This window comes from Gracilibacillus sp. D59 (assembly GCF_052246695.1).
In the GTDB taxonomy this organism is placed as follows: domain Bacteria; phylum Bacillota; class Bacilli; order Bacillales; family Amphibacillaceae; genus Gracilibacillus.
The window spans coordinates 121,878-141,986 of the sequence record NZ_JBQQCK010000011.1 but is presented as its reverse complement, the minus strand read 5'-3'; the positions used below and the strand labels follow the sequence as shown (position 1 = coordinate 141,986).

The following is a 20,109-nucleotide window of genomic DNA, read 5'->3' as shown; positions in this document are numbered from 1 at the left end:
TTAAACATACAAATATAATAAGATAGACAATAATTAAAGGAGATGTCTCTATGAAAGCTAAACAAATTACAAAAAAAGTAGGCAATTATTTTAAAACATCAAATGAACCAATCGTAATCACTTCTCAAATTAGGAAAAAAGCTATAAGAAGCAAAGGTGGATGCTGTATGAAATGATTTATATTGGTTTAATATGGAACAGATTTCGTGAAATTTGCTTGATCGTTCGCTTTGGCGATTGGCCCTCTCTCTATATCGTCTAATTTTTGAAAAAGGGATGTAATTTCTTCTTCAAGCAATGAAAATTTCCGCTTTTGCTTTCGAAGGTTTTTTCTGTTGAATCTTTGGATTCGAACGTCTAAGAGTCTAAGAGGTGGTGATGGCAGCGAAATCGTATTACATAAATCTAGAATATAATCAAGAGAATTTTCCCTCTCTTTATCCCTATGTTGATAAATTATCCGTTATTCCCATTACTAGGGAAAACTACAGGGCATTGTGCTGGGCATGGTGGGAATGGTAGATGTCACGTGGTTGACAGAATTCTGCAACAAGTTCTAATGTTACGTCAAAAGTTGATTGGATGCTTTGGCATAGGCGTACAGTTAAGGTAACATCTAATTCATCTGGATCAGTTGAAGTTCCTACATCATCACATACAGCAGTGCATACAAAGCAATCTTAATCTGTTAAACGTTACATCTGCCTGTTCCTTCTGGCGCACAAAGAATTACTTGTGCACAACGAGTAAATACTGCCGTACCAACCTCTACCTGATTACCACCAAGTTCTGGCACTAAGTTTACAAAAACGGTTACCTCGAGATTTTTACGAATGTAAACAATTTGCAATGTTACTTCTTCCTCATCCACCATAAATACTTGATCCTCACGGTCCAATACAACGATTGGATCCGGTTCAGCAGGAGCAACATCATAAGTTACTGTGTCTAAATCAATATCATCACATTCTATCTGTTCTTCAGTTACAGGGTTAATCGGTAATTCTAAGTCTGGTAAGTTTAAATCGAATGTTGCTTCATACAAGATCCAATCAATACCTTTTTCGTATTAATACACAGAAGCTCTTGTCCTCCTGTTAGATTATCCCTTTGCATCGAGCAAACACCTTTAAATAAGATTACTGTCCATATAGCCTATGACAACACACCAAAAAATGTTTTAGTGAATTTGCGGAAATATCATGATATTTGGGAAGTTAGGCGAATATCATATGATAAAAAGAGTCCGCAATCATTAGACAACCGTGAGCTATCGTACCAATTATTAATTCCGAATAAAATAGCACATTTGTCACGAATTGGTGTTTCATCAATATTATATTAATGTGCATTTAAAAGGGTGAATCGTAATGTATCAATATAGGCTCTACAATTATGAAGAAGTTGAAAAATTAAGTCGGGATCTTGAAGTTTATAAAAAAGCAATAGAAACATGGAATGAAAGTGAATCCGTTTTATATATGGAAGCCCAGGAAGAACTAGAAGCAATGAAAGATGAATTAGCTAAGTATAAAGGAGAAATGAAGGTTATGGAAGAAACCTATCAAAAGCAAATACAAGGCTATGAACAGAAGGAACAGAAAGTTGCTGCTCAAATCCATGCGATTAACCATTCCATCCAACAATTAAAAAAAGATGTTCATAGCATAAAAGATGATGTTAAAGAAATACGTATCAATGAATTACTTGAAAAAATTGACCAAGTAATAGGGAATACAGATACAGAATTACACGAAGTAAAGAAACAAATACATGATCAAAAAAATACATTCAGTCAAGTCAAAAACCAATTTCAACCTAATAAACAACAGCAACAAACGAAAAGACGGACGAGTGAATACCGACAATTGCAAAACATGCTGAAATCTGCGACCCCTAAAAATCATATTAGTCCTCCACCTAGTAATAGTATAATGACAAATCCAAAACCAAGAAGACGTCCTGCTAATATGAATATGACTACTGTCCAGAATGGCAAGAAAACATTCCATAATGCAAAGTACGAATTAAACAAAAATATTATCGTCAAAAAGAAAACAGTGAGTACTGGCCAAAAAAATGAAAATAAAATGTCAAAAGTTAAAGAAAAGATTAATGAAAAGGTTAAAGAAGAGAAAGAGATAATGAATATACCAGAAAATGAAGTGAATGAGGAAAATATCCAGCAAGTGGAACAGGTACAGGAATCACCTCAAAAACCAGCTGTTAATCCTGAAAATCCAGAACAAAAATCAGTAGTTACCTCAGAACCAAAACTACAAGAACCAGCTGTTGAATCAGAACCAAAAACAACTGTTGAAAAACAAGAATCAAAAACAATCCAAGAGGAAAGTAGCTCCCCAAGTGGCATTAAAAAAACATTGTTATTAGCAAAATCTTTATGGAAAAAATAATCTCTTTTCCTGATGAGTTATATCAGAAACTTATTGCGGAAGGTGAGAAAAAATTGCCTTATGAAGCATGTGGATTATTAGCTGGCACTCATAATCAAGTAAAGTCATTTTGGCCCTTACAAAATCAATTAGCATCAACTACTCGCTTTTTTGTACCCAAGAAAGTGGTATCCGAAGCATTAAAATGTATTGAGAACAGGAAGGAACAAGTTTTAGCTGTTTTTCATACTCACCCTTCAACTAAACCTGTTCCTTCCCAATATGATTTGAGCCATCACCCTGATGAGGATGTTGATATGGTGATTGTTTCCTTTAAATATCCTACTCCGGAAATAAAATGGTATCAAATAAAAAGCAAAAGATGGAAAGAATGTACAATCCATATAAGTGAGGCTTTCCAATAGATTTAACTGTATAAAGCTGAAAGTGTAACGTTCAGCCTAATTGTTTTTTAACATCCAACAAACTGCTTCAAATAGATCCTCCGCCACATAATCAGGTCTCACTTCTGCCCAAGTGCCAAAGTAATGCTTATTTTGATAATGACGATTTGCCTCAGTGCCAGCACCGGTTTTTACTAAGATTTTGTAACATCCAGCTTGATGGGCTGCTAACATATCTGTCCATCTATCACCAATTACAATACTTTCTGTTAAATGAAGATCATTTTCTTTTGCTGCTTTTATAAGCAATCCAGTAGCAGGTTTTCTACATTCACAGTTGTGTTCAGGTAAATGGGGGCATATATAACTTTGGTGAAATCCAAATTTTTTTAATTCTTGTTCATAATCATCCATACTTACTTCACCCATAGCAATTACTGGTTGATTGGTAAAAGCAAATATTTGTTTACCAGCATTTTTCAGGAGGTTAAGAGAATCTTGTACTTTGGGATACAATGTAAAGTCTTTCGGCAGTTTTACCTCTTCACCTCCACCAATTGTGCCATCTCTATCAATGAAAACTGATTTTATTTTCATTATTCCCTCACCTCCAGAAATAAGCTTTTGACATTTCTTATAAAATTCTTCTTAGTTAGTAGTGATCACTTGCTACTTTCTTGGTTAATCTTTATTAACTCTTTTAAAAGACGTTGGATATTTTGAAGACTGATCAATACAAAGCCTAACATGAGAAAAGTAATGATCTCACCAGTAAAAATGGAGACTATCCCTAAGATTAAAGCATACAGTCCATATAACCAATTTTTCATTATTTTCCCCCTTACAATTGAAACTACACTATTTGTTTTATTATTAAAAGATAGGCTCCTCTTGATTTGATAGCTCAACTAATGTTGGATAAATGGCGACCATCGCAGTTAATGTTATCAATAGAAAAAGAACAGATATCATAATGGATACGTCGAATAATGACGGTAGTAAGATTACCAAAGCTGGAAGAAAATTCAGTATACCTGTTTTTCTCCTGGTTGTTTTCGTTAAAAATTGATTTGTACCGCAATATGGACAAGGCATGGCAGGATCAAGTGTGAATGACTTTTTTAACGTTTGTAAGTAGGACCAGTCATTATGGCAAGTTGGCATTATATCTCCTCCTCATTCTGTTAATAACTTTCAAGATATAAAGATACATATTGCGATCACCTTTGCAGTTATCACAGTATCGGTATATTAAAAGATTTTTTTATTTCTCTCTTTATCTGGAAAAATATATCAGTTTGTGACAATGTCCCATTTATGATTACATCACAATTCGGCTTGATTGACTCTAACATGTTTATATATCCCATTCTTCCTTTTTCCAAATAAATATGTAAGTCATTGTGTACTTCTTCTATGGTTTCATTGCTGTAATCTCTTAGCATTCTTCTTGCCATCGCAACATCAAGTGGCGTATCTATAAAGATGGCAAGATCAATATATTTTGAAAGTTGAGGATGCTGATAAGCAAAAGGATAATCTAAAACAATGACATCGAAAGAATCGGTTAATAATTCCTGTAAATCGTCTAGTAATGGTGTTATGTCCCATTCATTCGGTTCTGCGCCATTTTCGATCCAGTCTAATATATTAACTGGACCCTCAAAATCGTAATCATCGTAAAATAACGCGGTTGTGTTTGGTGTGTTTTTCTTTAAAAATTCTGTCATGGTTGTTTTTCCACCGCCAGAAACTGCAGCAATTGCTATGACTAAAGGCTGTTTTTTCATTAATAAACTCCTTCTAAAGCTTTAATTTTAACCCTTCATGTGTTGCCTGAAAGCCCAGTCTTTCATAAAATCGCAAAGCATCTTTTCTGGTTTTATCTGTTGTTAGCTGAACTAGGTGACAGTTTCGAATTTTCGCTCGCTCAATCGCCCATGTTATCATATTTGTTCCAACACCTTTACCTCGTACAGTCTCACTGGTTCGTACTCCTTCGATCGTTGCCCGCCATCCACCTTGATGTGTTATGTAAGGTGTAAATGTGATTTGAAGAACACCGATAATTTGATCATTCAAAACTGTTACAATTAACTCGTTATTCCGATCTGACCTTATAGACTCAAACGCTTTTAAATATTGATCCGGCAAAGGATGCATATAATTTTCACGCGTTTTGCCTAATGGATCATTCGCTAACATTTTTACAATTTCATCTACATCTCTTTCTTCCGCTTCTCTAAAAATCAAATCATTTTCCAATACATAGCCAACTCCTTTTATTTAGGTATCATTATGTCAGGATGATAGGAAATCTTATTGATGATGTATTTCTATTTCTCAACATATGGAAATTTATCAGGATTACTAAAAGGCATAAAGGTCATTTGGTGATTCATTTCATAACCCCCACCTTCCTTTGATGTATATTAAACTACTCCATTAAAGTAAACATTGACATGTCACCAAAAGTGGATTGTAGTTCTTTTCTTAACATTAAAAAATCCTTTTCAGTTAACCACTCTTTGTGTATCTGTTCTTCTTTCCCATCTTTCATTACCAATAAAATCATATCTTTCATTTCAACTACGCGTTTTATGTTAGAGTATTCGATTTGTTTTTTTGACAATACATTTGGTCGGTACATCAATAAGTAGCCCTCTTCCATTCTTAAATAAACTTTATTTGGTAAATTATAATAATATATCACTCTATTAATACCAAATACAACAAGTAACACTTGTAATATGATAGTAATCATTAACTCAGTGGAGTTACTCGTTAGAAAAGTAGTCACAACCCCTGTAATAACAATAGCTAGCACATATAGTAACCACCCAATGCTGTATTTTTTCCATTTGAAGTTGGGACTAAAATTAAATTCCAAATAATCACTCCTAGATTGACACTCTTTTCTCCATTATTATACAATTCTTCTATATTTTCAATGCTTGCAAAATTAGATTATAATGGAAGGATGAAATTTTCAACTTATTGAGGTGCAGCAGAATGAAGCAGATATATACGAATGTGATTCAATTTCGCGGATCACATTATGATTTTGGCTATCTACAAGGAAAACAAATAAAAGACTCTTTTCTTGTTGAAAATCGTAATAGACAATGGAAGATCAGAATACCTCGCTTTCGAATTGACGTGGAAGAAACAAAAGCAATATTTAAGCAACTAGGCTCCTCAGTCTGGGACGAAATGGAAGGGCTAAGAGATGCGTTGGATTGGCCTCTAGAACGAGTGTTGTTAGAGTTTGGCGGCTATCGAGTAAAATTACAGCGATCAGGTTGTTCTATTTTCGTAGGAGAGAATTATATGATCCGCAATTATGATTATCACCCGAAGACATATGATGGCCGTTATGTAGTATATCAACCAACTGATCATGGTTATGCAACAATCGGTGTCAGTCAACGTGTTTCGGGAAGATGTGACGGCATGAATGAGAAAGGACTTACTTTGGGATATACGTTTATTAACCGCAAACGTCCTAGTGACGGATTTGTTTGTCATATGGTTGGCAGACTTGTTCTCGAGTTATGTGCAAATATTTCAGAAGCAGTGAATCTATTAAGGGAGCTACCTCATCGTGGTTCGTTTAGTTATGTATTGTTTGATTCCGTAAGTAACGTTGCGTCCATTGTGGAAACTTCGCCGCGAGGTGTAGAAGTACGTCAAGGAAATACCTGTACTAATCATTTTGAGATGATGAAAAAAGAAAATCGTCATTTCTTAGATGATTCCAACAAAAGGTTAACAGTGATGGATGGCAAACAAAATCATCATTTAACCGGAAAAGAAGCATTCCGAATGTTGAATGATTCTGATCAAGAACTTTTTTCGAACCAATATCGTAATTGGGCTGGAACGATTCATACATCAGCTTACTTTCCAAAGTCACTATCATCTTGGCTTGCATTAGGTGGTGACCAAGCGCCGACTGCATTTGATTTTGCTGAGTGGTTAGAAGGGAACGACTTCTCCTTGGAGGGAATTCAAGGTGAAGTGGATACAGATATCCCGTTTCTACATATGGAAAAAGCAGATTGGTTTAAGAACTAGAAATGTTATAACCAGTTACTCCTTTTTACGGAATAACTGGTTTTAAATTTATTAGCCGTTTTCCATTATGGCAAAGTAGTTATCCTCATCATCTGCAAAGTTAAAAACTCTCCCATTAGGTATATCGACCAATTCCCCGACAGTAACTCCTTTACTTTTCAAGTCTTTATAGAATGCATTAAGATTTTCAGAGAAGAACATTAAAGAAGATGTATCAAGAACTGCAAAAACAACTCCTAATGGACCAATAAGATAAGTTAACATCTAGAAAGGACTGCTTATTTCAAAAAGGATGTTTGGAATCCATAATATTAAACAAATACTAAAACAGATCTACGATAAATATATGTATTATTTCTATTTTGTCATATCCTCACACATTCTCTGTTAAATAGTATAACTTATTCTATATGTACTTTTTTATGTTCTTTATCTAACAAGTATTTAGCGAAAAGTTCACTGGCAAAAAATACTGCCAATCCTGATAGCAGTAAAACAATTGATTTAATATCGATAGCATTACCAAATAACTCAAGAAAGCTATTCAACAATAAAAAACCGGACCAATAGACAAATGTACAAAAATAAGCAATATTAACACTTCTAGTGTCTTTACTTTCACTAGGTTTAAAAAACATGTGTTTTACTCCTAATCTAGAAATTTCTATAAAATGGAAGTTACAAGTTGATTATAAGCTATAAAATACCATCCATCAAGTTTAATAAGTTTCAACAAAACTTGGAACCTATTAGTATTAAAATAAATTGTGAGCGCTTTGGCGTTCAAATATATGATCGTAACTAATAAGGTGAACTACTTCTTTTCTCAGAGGTAGTTATTCAAATAAATACGCTAACATACAAAAAAGTTATTCCTATATAACTAATTTTCATCTAAAGCTCTAACTCGCCCATTCGCAATAACTCCTCTATAGCTTGTCAGTCCCCTTAACACTCAACTTCTGCATTGCGTTTGTGGTGCACTATACATTCCGTAATAACTGTAACTAGCACATCATTATATGCAATTGCCAAAAATGTTATATTTGTTATAATTATAGTCACTTTATTCACAAAGTTAAGGGGGTTTGTCGTTGCGAGATACAATAAAATCAGTAATAGAGTTTCTTCCTATATTTCTTCTTTTAACTGGGATTGGTGCTTTTATTCAAATAAGTTCTATTGCTCTAAAAATCGATTCTACGTTCACGAGCACTTTATTGTATTCGATTGCATTTTTATTATTAGGAATCTGGTTATTCCGTTTAATGAAAAGACATCAATTAAAAATATCGATTTTATTAATAGCATTTGCCATACTTTTAATTCTTTCAAGCATAATACCGGATCAAACACCTACATTACTTCACACATTTGGCTTTCCATTTCCATTTGTAACCATTTACAGCGAAATTAGTTCTGGCTTCATTTAACAGCATTTATCTGTAAACAATTCTTATTCAGTTAACATAGTCTCTTTGATTGCAAATATTATTTTATTCTATCTAGTCGTAATATGTATTCGGAAAATTATAAATAAACCACAATTATCAACCACTATTTCTCACATGCATTCCTAACCACAGAAAAACCAGTTATTCCTTTGTAGAATAACTGGTTTTCATCTAAAGCTTTAACTCGCCCATTCGCAATAACTCCACTACAGCTTGTGAGCGCCCCTTAACACCCAACTTCTGCATTGCGTTTGAGATATGATTCCTCACAGTTTTTTGCGAGATAAATAATTCTTGGGCGATTTCTTTTGTTGTTTTGTCCTGTACTAGTAGCTCAAATACTTCTCTTTCCCTTTTCGTTAATAATTGCTTCGGCTTGTAGTCATTATCTTTCAAATGTGAACCCCTCCTTGCTAACTTTAGGGCGTTGAAAATAAGAGGGTAATTACTTAGTCAATCTTATAATATGTCAACCACAGAGAAGTTGTGCTCTACAAACGTCTAAATTGGCAACAAGTTTTATTGTTAGTTGTTTAACTTAATAAGGTCCATGCTACATATCCCCATATTCCTCACACCTTCTTATGGTATATCATAGCATATGATTGATTGATGAATTTTGTTATCAACTGTCGTCCATTTATTATTTTTTTACTCGTATTTATACTGTCAATGGACTGCTGGAACTATCCGTATTTTAATGGCAACTTCAAACTCTTAGTAGCAACAAAAAAACCCTTCTCCATCAAAAGGAGAAAGGTTTTTCATTTTCGTTAATATGCGTTATCGCTTCCGAAGAAGTTTTTGAATGATTGGATATTGGTATCGCGGTTTAGTGCTGCGATGGAGGTTGTTAAAGGAATACCTTTTGGACAAACTTGCACGCAGTTTTGTGAATTACCGCATCCTGCTAGACCGCCATCTTCCATTAATGCTTCTAAACGTTCACTCTTGTTCATTTCACCTGTTGGATGTGAATTGAACAAACGAACTTGAGATAATGGTGCAGGTCCAATGAAGTCAGACTTGCTATTCACATTTGGACATGCTTCCAAGCAAACACCACATGTCATACATTTGGATAATTCGTATGCCCATTGACGTTTTTTCTCTGGCATTCTTGGTCCAGGACCAAGATCGTGTGTACCGTCGATTGGAACCCATGCTTTTACCTTTTTCAAGGAATCAAACATACGACTACGATCTACCACTAAGTCACGAACAACCGGAAATGTCGACATCGGTGCAACACGAATTGGTTGTTCTAGTTTATCTACAAGTGTAGAACAAGCTTGACGTGGTTCCCCATTAATTACCATCGAACAAGCCCCGCAAACTTCCTCTAAACAGTTAGATTCCCATTGAACTGGTGCTACAGATTGTCCGTTTGCATTAACAGGATTTTTTTGTGTTTCCATTAATGCGGAGATGATATTCATATTCTTACGGTAATTTACCTTGAAAGTCTCTTCATAGGCAGGAGACTCAGGGCTATCTTGACGAGTTACTATCAGTGTTAATTTCTCCTCTGCCATTTCTCCTCGCTACCCCCTTTTATTTTTTCTTACTGTAGTCACGTTTTCTAGGTTTTATAAGTGATACATCAACATCTTCGTATTCGAATTTTGGTGCTTTATTTACTTCGTCAAAAGATGCTTTCGTTGTTTTAAGCCATTCTTCATCATTACGATCTGGGAATTCCGGTTTGTAATGTGCACCACGACTTTCATTACGGTTATATGCTCCTTGCGTAATAACACGTGCTAAATGAAGCATATTTTTCAATTGACGGGTAAACATTACACCAGAATTATTCCATCGTGATGTATCATCCATATTAATATTTTCCCATCGTTCTATTAATTCCTGGATTTTTTCATCTGTTTTTAACAGTTTATCGTTGTCACGTACAACAGTTACGTTATCTGTCATCCATTCCCCAAGCTCTTTATGGATTTGATATGCATTCTCTTCGCCACGCATATTTAATAATGATTCAAATTTTTCTTCTTCTTCTTTTAAATGGTTATCAAAAATAGTGGAAGGTACGTCTTCAACTGTTTTTTCCAGACCGTCCATGTATTTAATTGCATTAGGTCCGGCAACCATACCACCATAGATAGATGACAATAATGAGTTTGCACCTAGACGGTTTGCACCATGTTGTGTGTAATCACACTCACCTGCAGCAAAAATACCAGGAATATTTGTCATTTGATCATAATCAACCCACAGACCACCCATTGAATAGTGTACTGCTGGGAAGATTTTCATTGGTACTTTACGAGGATCTTCCCCAACAAACTTCTCGTAAATTTCAATGATACCACCAAGTTTAACATCTAATTCTTTAGGATCTTTGTGTGAAAGATCAAGGTACACCATGTTTTCACCATTGATACCTAATTTTTGATTGACACAAACATCAAAAATTTCACGTGTTGCAATATCTCGAGGTACTAGGTTACCGTATGCTGGATATTTCTCTTCTAAGAAATACCATGGCTCCCCATCTTTATAGGTCCAGAGACGACCACCTTCACCACGTGCGGATTCACTCATCAGACGAAGTTTATCATCACCTGGGATCGCAGTTGGATGGATTTGAATAAACTCTCCATTTGCGTAAATAGCTCCTTGCAAGTAAAGTCCTGCAGCTGCTGAACCTGTATTGATAACGGAATTCGTTGATTTACCAAAGATAATACCAGGTCCACCAGAAGCAAAAATAGTAGCATCTGCTTTAAATGCTTTTAGTTCATGAGACTTGATGTTTTGACCTATAATACCTCGTCCAACACCTTCATCATCAATAATGGCTGAAATAAATTCCCAGCCTTCATATTTTGTTACTAAACCTTGTACTTCAAAACGACGAACCTGCTCGTCTAAAGCATATAATAATTGTTGCCCTGTTGTCGCACCGGCATATGCTGTACGGTGATGCTGTGTACCACCGAAACGACGAAAGTCCAGTAAACCCTCTGGTGTACGGTTAAACATAACTCCCATACGATCCAGCATATGTATAATTCCAGGTGCAGCTTCACACATTGCTTTTACTGGCGGCTGATTGGCTAAGAAGTCACCACCATAAACTGTATCATCAAAGTGTTCCCAAGGAGAATCTCCTTCCCCTTTTGTATTCACTGCACCGTTAATTCCACCTTGTGCACAAACAGAGTGAGACCTTTTTACAGGTACAATTGATAATAGATCAACGTGTACGCCTGCTTCTGCTGCTTTAATTGTGGCCATTAAACCTGCTAGACCACCGCCAACAATAACAATATTGCGATCACTCATTTATACTCACTCCCTTTACTCCCTACTACTTATTAAACGAACGCGAACAAAGCACGAATTCCGATATATGTTACGGCTAAGAAAACTAATAGTGTTGCATATGTAGCAATTTTTTGTGAACGTGGTGTAACGGTAATACCCCAGCTTACTAAAAAGCTCCACAAACCATTTGCGAAATGGAATGTAGTGGAAACTACACCAATCACATAGAACCAGAACATTACTGGATTAGCTAAAATATTTTCCATTAATCCGTAATTTAGTTCCTCAGTACCCATTCCAATTTGAACACGTGTCTCCCATAAATGCCACACAATAAACACAAGTGTAATGATACCTGTGATTCGTTGCAGATAGAACATCCAGTTACGGAAGAAGCCATAGCGACTTACATTATTTTTTGCAACGAATACAATATACACACCTAATACTGCATGGAATAAAATAGGAAGAAAAATGATAAAGGTTTCAAGCATGATACGGAATGGTAAATCATGCATAAATTGTGCTGCTTTATTAAAGCTTTCAGGACCATATACTGCAAAATGGTTGACAACCAAGTGCTGAATTAAAAAGATCCCGATTGGCACAACCCCTAATAGTGAATGTAACCTGCGATAAAAGAATTCCCTATTCTCCACCTTTTGTGTACCCCCCTCTAGTTCATCATAATTTTCAACATACGAGTCTTTTTTGCACTTAAAGTGTTGAAGCGCTTTACATCCCGTTGTACGGTTTCTTTTTTTCGTTTCATCCCTCTCACGGGACATCCCATCCAAAGATTTTCGTATATTGTTACCACAACTATTGTACTTCTATCAGGAAAAAGCGTCAAGAAAACGAATTCTTTTTCTTCAAATATTTGTCGATTAATCATACTAATTGGAGAAAGTTACTTTTGAACGATTGCAGAAAACATTAAAAAAGGTGATAATAGTTAATGTAGTATTAGGTTCTGATTGAGGTAAGAGAGGGGACAATCAAGTGACAAATAAAAAGACAAACATTGCTACAGTACTTGCCAACCTTCAAACAACTAGCAGTGGCTATGATTTAATTCGCTATGTTGGATTACCAGATATGCTGGGACAGGAATCCGACCTTATTTTATATGTCATGGGTAAAAACTTAGCTAGACAAGCAGAGTGTGCAACAACAGAAGAAGTGCAGGAATTTTTTCAACATGCTGGCTGGGGAGAGTTGCGGTTAGCAAATGAAAAGCGCCGTGGTTTTATTTATGAATTAGGTGGAAGCCTGATTCAAGCTCGATTGCAAACGTTAAAGGAAATCGACTTTCAACTAGAAGCCGGATTTTTAGCAGAAACAATGTATCATATAACTAATAAAAGCTGTGAATGTGTAGCAGAAGTGAATAAAGATCACATTATTTTACATGTTCTACATAATTAATGCCCCATAACTTTTAATAGTCGGAGTTGGCCACGTCCTGTAGCCAACTCCGATATTTGATATTCCTGATCTTCAGGGTATTATTTTTCCGCCTGAAGATGATCCAATATATTCTCTGCCACTGGTTTTGGAATCCCTAACTTTACAATGGATTCTACCGATGCCTGTTCTATTTCTTTTACAGATTTAAAATGAGTAAGTAATACTTTCTTCCTTTGTGCTCCGACACCTTCAATTTCATCTAATTTTGAACGAAAGGCACTTTTTCCTCTAAGCTGCCTGTGGAAAGTAATTGCAAATCGGTGTACCTCATCCTGAATACGTTGAATAAAATAAAATTCCTGTGAACGTCGATCTAAATCAACTACTTCTGGTGGATCCCCATATAATAATTCGCTTGTTCGGTGTTTATCATCTTTTGCTAAACCACATAACGGAATATCTAACCCCAATTCATTTTCTAGCACATCTATAGCCGCCGACATCTGTCCTTTTGCCCCGTCAACAAGGATTAAATCTGGCAATGGTGCTCCTTCTTTCAATACGCGTGTGTAACGCCTTCGTATAACCTCACGCATTGTCTCATAATCATCAGGACCATCCACCTGTTTAATTTTATATTTACGATATTCTTTTTTAGCTGGCTTACCATCAATAAACACGACCATCGCTGATACCGGATCAGTTCCCTGAATATTTGAGTTATCAAAGGATTCTATACGATGTGGTGTCTCTATGTGCAATTTTTCGCCTAGGCTTTCTACAGCACGAATGGTTCGTTCTTCATTTCGTTCAATCAAACTGAATTTTTCCTGTAAAGCTATTTCCGCATTTTTCTTGGCTAATTCTACTAATTCTTTCTTGCGTCCTCGCAATGGTATATGAACATCTACATCTAATAATTGCTTTAATAAATCCACATCTGTTGGAAGCGGCACGAGAATTTGCTTTGGTTTTGGATGTTGATGGTGCATGTAAAAACTTCCGATAAAACTTAGGAACGTTTCCTCTGCTTCATCATAAAACGGAAATATCGAAATATCACGCTCAATTAATTTCCCTTGGCGTATAAAGAATACCTGAACACACATCCAGCCTTTATCATAGCTAAAATTAAACACATCTCGGTCGACCTGGTCTTTCATGGTCATTTTTTGTTGTTCCATTACCGATTCAATATGCTGGATTAAATCACGAAATTCTTTGGCTCGCTCAAAATTTAAATCCTCAGAAGCTGTGAGCATTTTTTCCTTTAATTCCGTTTTTATTTTTCTGTGACCACCATTTAAAAAGCTTGCGATTTCTTGTGTGATTTTTCGGTATTCTTCTTTAGACGGAGGAATATCGGAGCAAGCTAAGCATTGACCCATATGATAATATAAACAATGGCGCCCTTTTGGGTTTTTGCATTTTCGCAAAGGATATAATCGGTCTAACAGCTTTTTTGTTTCCCTTGCCGCCAATACATTAGGATAAGGACCAAAATATTTACCCTTGTCTTTTTTGACTTTTCTCGTAATAATCAAACGTGGATGTCGTTCGTTTGTAATTTTTAAAAAAGGATAAGATTTATCATCTTTCAACAGTACATTATATCTCGGGTCATATTTTTTGATTAAATTCATTTCAAGAATCAGTGCTTCAATCTCTGAACTTGTAACGATATATTCAAAGTCTCTGATCTCCCGGACGAGACGCTGTGTTTTTTGATCATTGGCCCCAATAAAATAAGAACGAACCCGGTTACGAAGAATTTTCGACTTGCCAACATAGATAACAGTCCCATGCTTATCCTTCATTAAATAACAACCCGGTTGCGCTGGCAATACCGCCAATTTCTCCTTAATATGTTCGTTCACCACTTCACCTCCCCTGGTATTTCGTGATGTCTATCTATATATTCTAGATTTTTTGATATTAACATTATTATAATACAAAAAAAGACTCTTTCCGTAAAGAATCCCTTATTATAGGATAAGTTCACTATAATAAGGGATTCTCACGTTTTATTATGCATGTTTGTTGATTAATTCAACAAGTGCTTCTTTTGGTTGGTAACCAACAACTTGGTCAACTACTTCTCCATCTTTGAAAAGTAGAAGCGTTGGAATACTCATAACACCGTATTTACCAGCTGTTTCTTGGTTTTCATCAACATCAAGTTTTACGATTTTAACAGTATCGCTCATTTCACCATCTATTTCTTCAAGGACTGGTGCAATCATTTTACATGGTCCACACCAAGTAGCCCAAAAATCAGCTATTACTAATCCCTCGCTAGTTTCATTACTAAAAGTGCTATCGTTTGCTGCTACAATTGCCATTAAGAATTCCTCCTTTATTCCGATTTCTTTACAAGTATAACATTGACAAAAAAATCATCCTAATACTTTGCTTATAGTATTATATGATGAGAAAATACTATACAGTCATCACATAATATATTCCAACAGCTAAAAAGATGACCGCTATTACAATTAAAACATAGGCTAAAGTTTTCACAATGCCACTCCTTTACTGGATGCTTGACCCGATAACATAAGATAATCCAACTGAAATAACGAGGGATATGAAACCAACTGCACGGTTATCGTTGGCAATTTCCTGATCGATTTTATAGGTTGGCGTTAGAAACTCAAAAATAAAATACCCAAACAACAGTAAAAGAAAGCCATATCCACCCCATGCAATGCTTTCAAGAATAGTATCATTGTGTTGTATGGAGTAACGGATGATATTAGCAATTCCAAAAATTTTCCCGCCTGTTGCCATCGCAACACTGAAATTGCCTCGTTGAATTTCTTCCCAATTTTTATATGAAGTGACAAGTTCAAAAATAACTAAAAAGACAATCAAACATAAAATGGCAACACTGTAACGAGCTGCGGTTTCGACAAATATATTTCCCCAAAAGTCAGACATGACATGGCCTCCTTTTATTTTAATTCTAGAACGGTAACACCAAGACCGCCTTCACCCATATCCCCATCACGCGCACTCGTAATTTTAGAATGTTTTCGGGCAAAATCTTTAACCCCTTTTCGTAATGCACCTGTTCCTTTTCCATGGATGATTGATACTTTGTTATAACCAGCAAGCAGGGCATCATCAATATATTTTTCTAGCTGTTGAACGGCGTCTTCGAAACGTTCCCCACGTAAATCTAACTCGGGTTTGACGTGATATCCGGAACCTCTGACAGTTGCTAATGGTTTTTCCAGTTTAGGCTCTTCTCTTCTAATAAATAAAAGATCTTTTCGTTTTGCTTTCATTTTCATTATACCAACCTGGACTTGAAATTCATTTTTTCCTGTTTGTTCAATGATGGATCCTTTTTGATCTAGTGATAATAAACGTACCTCATCACCAGGCTTTAACGTTTTCGCTTTGTCTTCATCAATAGTTGGCGCTTGTTTTTCCTGTTTTTTCGTTAAATTTGGTCTAGCTTCATTTAATAATTTTTTCGCTTCAATCCATTCATGTTCTTTTAATTCTGCCTCTGTTTGCATATTGCGTAATTCCGATACGATTGTTTCAGCTTCTTCACGTGCTTTGGCGACTGCTTTTTCTGCTTTTTCTTCTGCCTTCTTATATAAAGTTTCCCGTTCTTTTTCAAATTGCTGCCACTCTTTTTCTAAGTCGCGTTTTAACAGTTCTGCACCTTCTAAAATGTCTTGAGCATCTTCATAATCTGTTTCTGCCTTTCGACGTGAATCTTCCAGAGAAGCGATCATATTTTCCACACTTTTCGAATCTGTGCCGATATGACTTTTTGCATTGTCAATAATAGATTCATGCAAACCTAGACGCTTGGAAATTTCGAATGCATTACTCCGTCCTGGCACACCGATTAATAATCGATATGTTGGTTTTAACGTTTGAATATCAAATTCGACTGACGCATTAATCACGCTGTCACGGTTGTATCCATATGCTTTTAATTCTGGATAGTGTGTTGTTGCAATAACACGCGCCTGTTTACTCAGCACATGATCGAGTATAGACATTGCAAGCGCTGCCCCTTCTTGCGGGTCTGTGCCTGCGCCAAGCTCATCAAATAGAAGCAAGGATTTTTCATCAAAGGTATCTAGAATATCGACTATGTTTGTCATATGAGACGAAAAAGTACTTAAGCTTTGCTCTATCGACTGTTCATCCCCTATATCTGCGAAAACATCCGAGAATACTGCTAATTCACAACCATCCAGTGCTGGTACCTGTAAGCCAGACTGTGCCATTAACGTGCATAGGCCAACCATTTTTAATGTAACTGTTTTACCACCAGTATTAGGACCTGTAATAACAATAGCCGTAAAGTCTTCTCCTAATTCAACATCGTTTGCCACAACTTCATCAGTTGAGATTAACGGATGACGTGCCTGCTTCATCTTAATCAAGCCACGATCATTCATCGTTGGTCTACTTGCTTTCATCTGATGACTTAATTTTGCTCGTGCAAAAATAAAATCTATCTCTGCTAGAGCTTCAACATTTTGCAGCAAAAACCCTTCATCAGCTGCTATTCGTTGAGACAATTCCTTTAATATCCGTTCGATTTCTCGCTTCTCTTCAACTCGATCTGCTTGTAATTGATTGTTTAATTCCACAACAGATTGCGGTTCCATAAACAATGTTTGACCTGATGCTGATTGATCATGGACAATACCACCAATAGCACTTCGATATTCTTGCTTCACCGGTAATACATAACGATCATTACGAATGGTAATAATCGCATCAGAAAGCATTTTTGCTTTCGTTTTTGTTAAATTATCTAAACGGTCACGTACTTTATTTTCATTGGTACGAATTTTGGAACGCAGTCCGCGTAATTTATCAGATGCTCCATCCATCATATGTCCATGATCATCAATACAACTTTTAATCTCTCGCTCTAATTCATTCAATGGTACAATTTCATCCGCTAATTCTTGAATGATCGGCAACTCAATATCTTCCAATTTATCAATAAAGAGTTTCAGCTGTTTTCCACCATAAATGGTACTTGCTACATCGAGACATTCATGCGCGCTTAAAATACCACCAATAACAGCTCTTTTGACACTAGGTTTTATATCAAAAATCCCACCGAGCGGGACATTTCCTTTTAAGCGGATAACGTGATAGGCTTCGTCTGTCTCCTCCTGCCATTTCACGACTTGATCGAGATCCGTTGATGGTTTCAGCTTGCGTATTTTTTCGATCCCTAGAGAGGAAGCTGCTTTTTCAACTAGTTGTTCAATAATTTTATGAAATTCTAAAACATTGAGAATTCGTGTGTTCATAAACGGACCTCCTTTTCATTTATTTCGCTAAAAATTGTGTTATTTGTTTTTTCGTCCATGTATTAACAACGGTTTGCTTTTTTAGTTTACCTCTTCTTGCCGTCCCTACACCTGTCGTCATGTCTTCTAACATGGCATAACTATGGGCATCTGTATTAATTGCAATGTTTACCCCTTCTTCCTGTGCCAGTTCTACCCAGTTAGAAGCTAAATCAAGACGATTAGGGTTAGCATTCAATTCTAATATGGTATTGGTGTCTTTTGCTTTCTCAATCAACCACTCTACATCGACAGCATATCCATCTCTTCTCCCCAGGAGTCTACCTGTTGGATGTGCAATCATGTCAACATTGGGATTTTCGAGCGCATTCAGTAAACGCTCATGAATCTTATCTTGTGATTGTCCAAAGCTTGAGTGGATCGATGCAATCACAAAGTCAAGCTCTTGTAAAAAGTCATCATCAAAATCTAAGCGCCCATCAGGTAAAATATCCATTTCAATTCCTGCAAATATATGAATGTCAGGGTGTTTGGACTGTACTTGCTCAATTTCTTTTCGTTGTAATCTTAAGCGTTCTTCATTTAAGCCATTAGCGACACGTAGATACTTAGAATGATCGGTAATAGCAATATATTCATATCCCTTTTCTTTCGCACGAATCACCATCTCTTCCAATGATTGAGCACCATCACTCCAAGTGGTGTGCATATGCAAATCGCCACGTATAGCATCTTCATCAACTAATTCAATCGCAGTTTTGGCTAGTTCTATTTCATCTTTTCCTTCACGTATTTCGGGTGGGATATAGTGAAGACCAAAACTTTCATAAAACGCTTCTTCTGTATCAAATGTTTCTACTTCGCCTGTTTCTACATCCTCCACACCATATTCACTTATTTTTTTACCTTGTGCCTTCGCAAGCTGTCTCATTAACACATTATGATCCTTGGAACCAGTGAAATGATGTAACGTTGTAGGAAATTCTTTTGCCGTTACTAAACGGAAGTCAACACTTATATCATAACGCCCCTCTACCACAATGGAAACCTTCGTATCGCCTGCTGCAATTGTGTCGATACGATCTTCGAATTGCAATAACTTTTCGCGGACCACTTCCGGTTTATCCGTCGCAATAATAAAGTCCAGATCTTTAACTGTCTCACGGAAACGACGCATACTTCCAGCTATCGAAAATTGTTTGATCTCCTCAATGGTATGTAGAAAAGCTTGAATTTTTTCTACAATGGCTACAACCATTGATACCGGTAGCCGTTCTGGTCGGTCACCTGCACTGTTTAATGCTTCTAAGATTTTTTCTTCTGTTTTTTTACCAAAGCCTTTTAATACTTGAATTTCACCTTTTTCACAGGCTTCTCTTAACGATTTCTCATCTACTACATGTAACTCATGATATAGTTTTGCTAATTTTTTACCTCCTAGACCTTGAAGGTTTAAGAGTGGAATTAATCCTTTGGGTACTTCTTTTTCTAATTCTTTTAACGTATCTGATTCACCATTGTCAATAAACTCGGTAATTACAGCAGCCGTCCCTTTCCCAACTCCTTGTAATTTCGTAAAATCATCTATTTCTGTTAATGAACGGTCATCTCGTTCCAGTGCTGTTGCTGCTTTACGATAAGCAGATATTTTGAAAGGATTTTCGCCCTTTAACTCAAGATAGGTTGCTATTTTTTCTAATAGTTTGATGACATCTTTTTTATTAACAGACATCTTGTTTCCCTCACTTTTTAGTATTCTACATGTGAAATACCCTTGCAT

23 protein-coding genes and 1 pseudogene are annotated in these 20,109 nt (G+C 36.1%); 6 read left to right on the top strand and 18 right to left on the bottom strand.

Translation table 11 applies throughout. From position 1 onward, the window contains the following. Positions 1-50 precede the first annotated feature (50 nt). Complete coding sequence (locus ACTWP4_RS17445) at positions 51-176, top strand: hypothetical protein (protein ID WP_443130067.1); 126 nt, start codon at positions 51-53, stop codon at positions 174-176. 512 nt (positions 177-688) lie between these two features. On the opposite strand, the gene ACTWP4_RS17440 is transcribed toward ACTWP4_RS17445, so the two are convergent. Then, positions 689-1,045, bottom strand: a complete 357-nt coding sequence (locus ACTWP4_RS17440) for a hypothetical protein (protein WP_443130066.1) — start codon at positions 1,043-1,045, stop codon at positions 689-691. Positions 1,046-1,370: 325 nt separating this feature from the next. Between ACTWP4_RS17440 and ACTWP4_RS17435 the strand changes: the two genes are divergently transcribed. Both ACTWP4_RS17435 and ACTWP4_RS17430 read left to right on the top strand, forming a co-directional pair. After that, positions 1,371-2,414, top strand: a complete 1,044-nt coding sequence (locus ACTWP4_RS17435) for a hypothetical protein (protein WP_443130065.1) — start codon at positions 1,371-1,373, stop codon at positions 2,412-2,414. After that, on the top strand, positions 2,402-2,818 hold the full coding sequence (locus ACTWP4_RS17430; RefSeq protein WP_443130064.1) for a Mov34/MPN/PAD-1 family protein: 417 nt from the start codon (positions 2,402-2,404) through the stop codon (positions 2,816-2,818). Before ACTWP4_RS17435 ends, ACTWP4_RS17430 begins: the two co-directional genes overlap by 13 nt. A gap of 36 nt (positions 2,819-2,854) precedes the next feature. On the opposite strand, the gene ACTWP4_RS17425 is transcribed toward ACTWP4_RS17430, so the two are convergent. From ACTWP4_RS17425 to ACTWP4_RS17400, 6 genes are all read right to left on the bottom strand, one after another. Next, positions 2,855-3,394: an HAD-IIIA family hydrolase gene (locus tag ACTWP4_RS17425; protein WP_443130063.1), complete on the bottom strand. Its 540-nt coding sequence runs from the start codon at positions 3,392-3,394 to the stop codon at positions 2,855-2,857. Between the two features lie 65 nt (positions 3,395-3,459). Further along, a complete protein-coding gene (locus ACTWP4_RS17420) occupies positions 3,460-3,627 on the bottom strand; it encodes a hypothetical protein (RefSeq protein ID WP_443130062.1) in 168 nt (55 codons plus the stop codon). Positions 3,628-3,670: 43 nt separating this feature from the next. Continuing rightward, complete coding sequence (locus ACTWP4_RS17415; RefSeq protein ID WP_443130061.1) at positions 3,671-3,961, bottom strand: TIGR04104 family putative zinc finger protein; 291 nt, start codon at positions 3,959-3,961, stop codon at positions 3,671-3,673. Between the two features lie 71 nt (positions 3,962-4,032). After that, positions 4,033-4,587, bottom strand: coding sequence for a hypothetical protein (locus tag ACTWP4_RS17410; RefSeq protein WP_443130060.1), 555 nt, complete (start codon positions 4,585-4,587; stop codon positions 4,033-4,035). A 13-nt stretch (positions 4,588-4,600) separates the two neighbouring features. Continuing rightward, a complete protein-coding gene (locus tag ACTWP4_RS17405; protein ID WP_443130059.1) occupies positions 4,601-5,062 on the bottom strand; it encodes a GNAT family N-acetyltransferase in 462 nt (153 codons plus the stop codon). Between the two features lie 172 nt (positions 5,063-5,234). Further along, positions 5,235-5,687, bottom strand: a complete 453-nt coding sequence (locus ACTWP4_RS17400; RefSeq protein ID WP_443130058.1) for a hypothetical protein — start codon at positions 5,685-5,687, stop codon at positions 5,235-5,237. 122 nt (positions 5,688-5,809) lie between these two features. Between ACTWP4_RS17400 and ACTWP4_RS17395 the strand changes: the two genes are divergently transcribed. Then, the gene (locus ACTWP4_RS17395) at positions 5,810-6,874 is read left to right on the top strand and encodes a C45 family autoproteolytic acyltransferase/hydolase (RefSeq protein ID WP_443130057.1); all 1,065 of its coding nucleotides are present in this window, start codon (positions 5,810-5,812) and stop codon (positions 6,872-6,874) included. A gap of 51 nt (positions 6,875-6,925) precedes the next feature. Here ACTWP4_RS17395 and ACTWP4_RS17390 read toward each other — a convergent pair. Further along, positions 6,926-7,093, bottom strand: a pseudogene (locus tag ACTWP4_RS17390) (VOC family protein); the annotation flags it as partial. 182 nt (positions 7,094-7,275) lie between these two features. After that, the gene (locus tag ACTWP4_RS17385) at positions 7,276-7,512 is read right to left on the bottom strand and encodes a hypothetical protein (protein WP_443130056.1); all 237 of its coding nucleotides are present in this window, start codon (positions 7,510-7,512) and stop codon (positions 7,276-7,278) included. Positions 7,513-7,968: 456 nt separating this feature from the next. On the opposite strand from ACTWP4_RS17385, the gene ACTWP4_RS17380 reads away from it, so the two are divergent. Then, positions 7,969-8,307: a hypothetical protein gene (locus tag ACTWP4_RS17380; RefSeq protein WP_443130055.1), complete on the top strand. Its 339-nt coding sequence runs from the start codon at positions 7,969-7,971 to the stop codon at positions 8,305-8,307. 192 nt (positions 8,308-8,499) lie between these two features. On the opposite strand, the gene ACTWP4_RS17375 is transcribed toward ACTWP4_RS17380, so the two are convergent. The 4 genes from ACTWP4_RS17375 to ACTWP4_RS17360 form a co-directional block, all read right to left on the bottom strand. Further along, positions 8,500-8,724, bottom strand: a complete 225-nt coding sequence (locus ACTWP4_RS17375; protein WP_443130054.1) for a helix-turn-helix domain-containing protein — start codon at positions 8,722-8,724, stop codon at positions 8,500-8,502. 377 nt (positions 8,725-9,101) lie between these two features. Next, the gene (gene sdhB, locus ACTWP4_RS17370; protein WP_443130053.1) at positions 9,102-9,863 is read right to left on the bottom strand and encodes a succinate dehydrogenase iron-sulfur subunit; all 762 of its coding nucleotides are present in this window, start codon (positions 9,861-9,863) and stop codon (positions 9,102-9,104) included. 19 nt (positions 9,864-9,882) lie between these two features. Further along, positions 9,883-11,634 carry a succinate dehydrogenase flavoprotein subunit gene (sdhA, locus tag ACTWP4_RS17365; protein ID WP_443130052.1) on the bottom strand — a complete coding sequence of 584 codons (1,752 nt, stop codon included), beginning with the start codon at positions 11,632-11,634 and terminating at the stop codon, positions 9,883-9,885. 32 nt (positions 11,635-11,666) lie between these two features. Further along, complete coding sequence (locus tag ACTWP4_RS17360; RefSeq protein ID WP_443130051.1) at positions 11,667-12,275, bottom strand: succinate dehydrogenase cytochrome b558 subunit; 609 nt, start codon at positions 12,273-12,275, stop codon at positions 11,667-11,669. A gap of 343 nt (positions 12,276-12,618) precedes the next feature. On the opposite strand from ACTWP4_RS17360, the gene ACTWP4_RS17355 reads away from it, so the two are divergent. Beyond that, positions 12,619-13,044 carry a YslB family protein gene (locus ACTWP4_RS17355; RefSeq protein ID WP_443130050.1) on the top strand — a complete coding sequence of 142 codons (426 nt, stop codon included), beginning with the start codon at positions 12,619-12,621 and terminating at the stop codon, positions 13,042-13,044. Between the two features lie 80 nt (positions 13,045-13,124). Here the strand turns inward: ACTWP4_RS17355 and uvrC are convergent, their stop codons facing one another. From uvrC to polX, 5 genes are all read right to left on the bottom strand, one after another. Beyond that, a complete protein-coding gene (uvrC, locus tag ACTWP4_RS17350) occupies positions 13,125-14,903 on the bottom strand; it encodes an excinuclease ABC subunit UvrC (protein ID WP_443130049.1) in 1,779 nt (592 codons plus the stop codon). Between the two features lie 150 nt (positions 14,904-15,053). Beyond that, a complete protein-coding gene (gene trxA / locus ACTWP4_RS17345; protein WP_100359976.1) occupies positions 15,054-15,368 on the bottom strand; it encodes a thioredoxin in 315 nt (104 codons plus the stop codon). Positions 15,369-15,558: 190 nt separating this feature from the next. Beyond that, positions 15,559-15,966 (bottom strand): DUF350 domain-containing protein, encoded by a 408-nt coding sequence (locus ACTWP4_RS17340; RefSeq protein WP_443130048.1) that lies wholly within the window; start codon positions 15,964-15,966, stop codon positions 15,559-15,561. Between the two features lie 14 nt (positions 15,967-15,980). Continuing rightward, positions 15,981-18,329, bottom strand: coding sequence for an endonuclease MutS2 (locus ACTWP4_RS17335; RefSeq protein ID WP_443130047.1), 2,349 nt, complete (start codon positions 18,327-18,329; stop codon positions 15,981-15,983). A 19-nt stretch (positions 18,330-18,348) separates the two neighbouring features. Continuing rightward, the gene (gene polX, locus ACTWP4_RS17330) at positions 18,349-20,061 is read right to left on the bottom strand and encodes a DNA polymerase/3'-5' exonuclease PolX (protein WP_443130046.1); all 1,713 of its coding nucleotides are present in this window, start codon (positions 20,059-20,061) and stop codon (positions 18,349-18,351) included. Between the last annotated feature and the right edge of the window lie 48 nt (positions 20,062-20,109).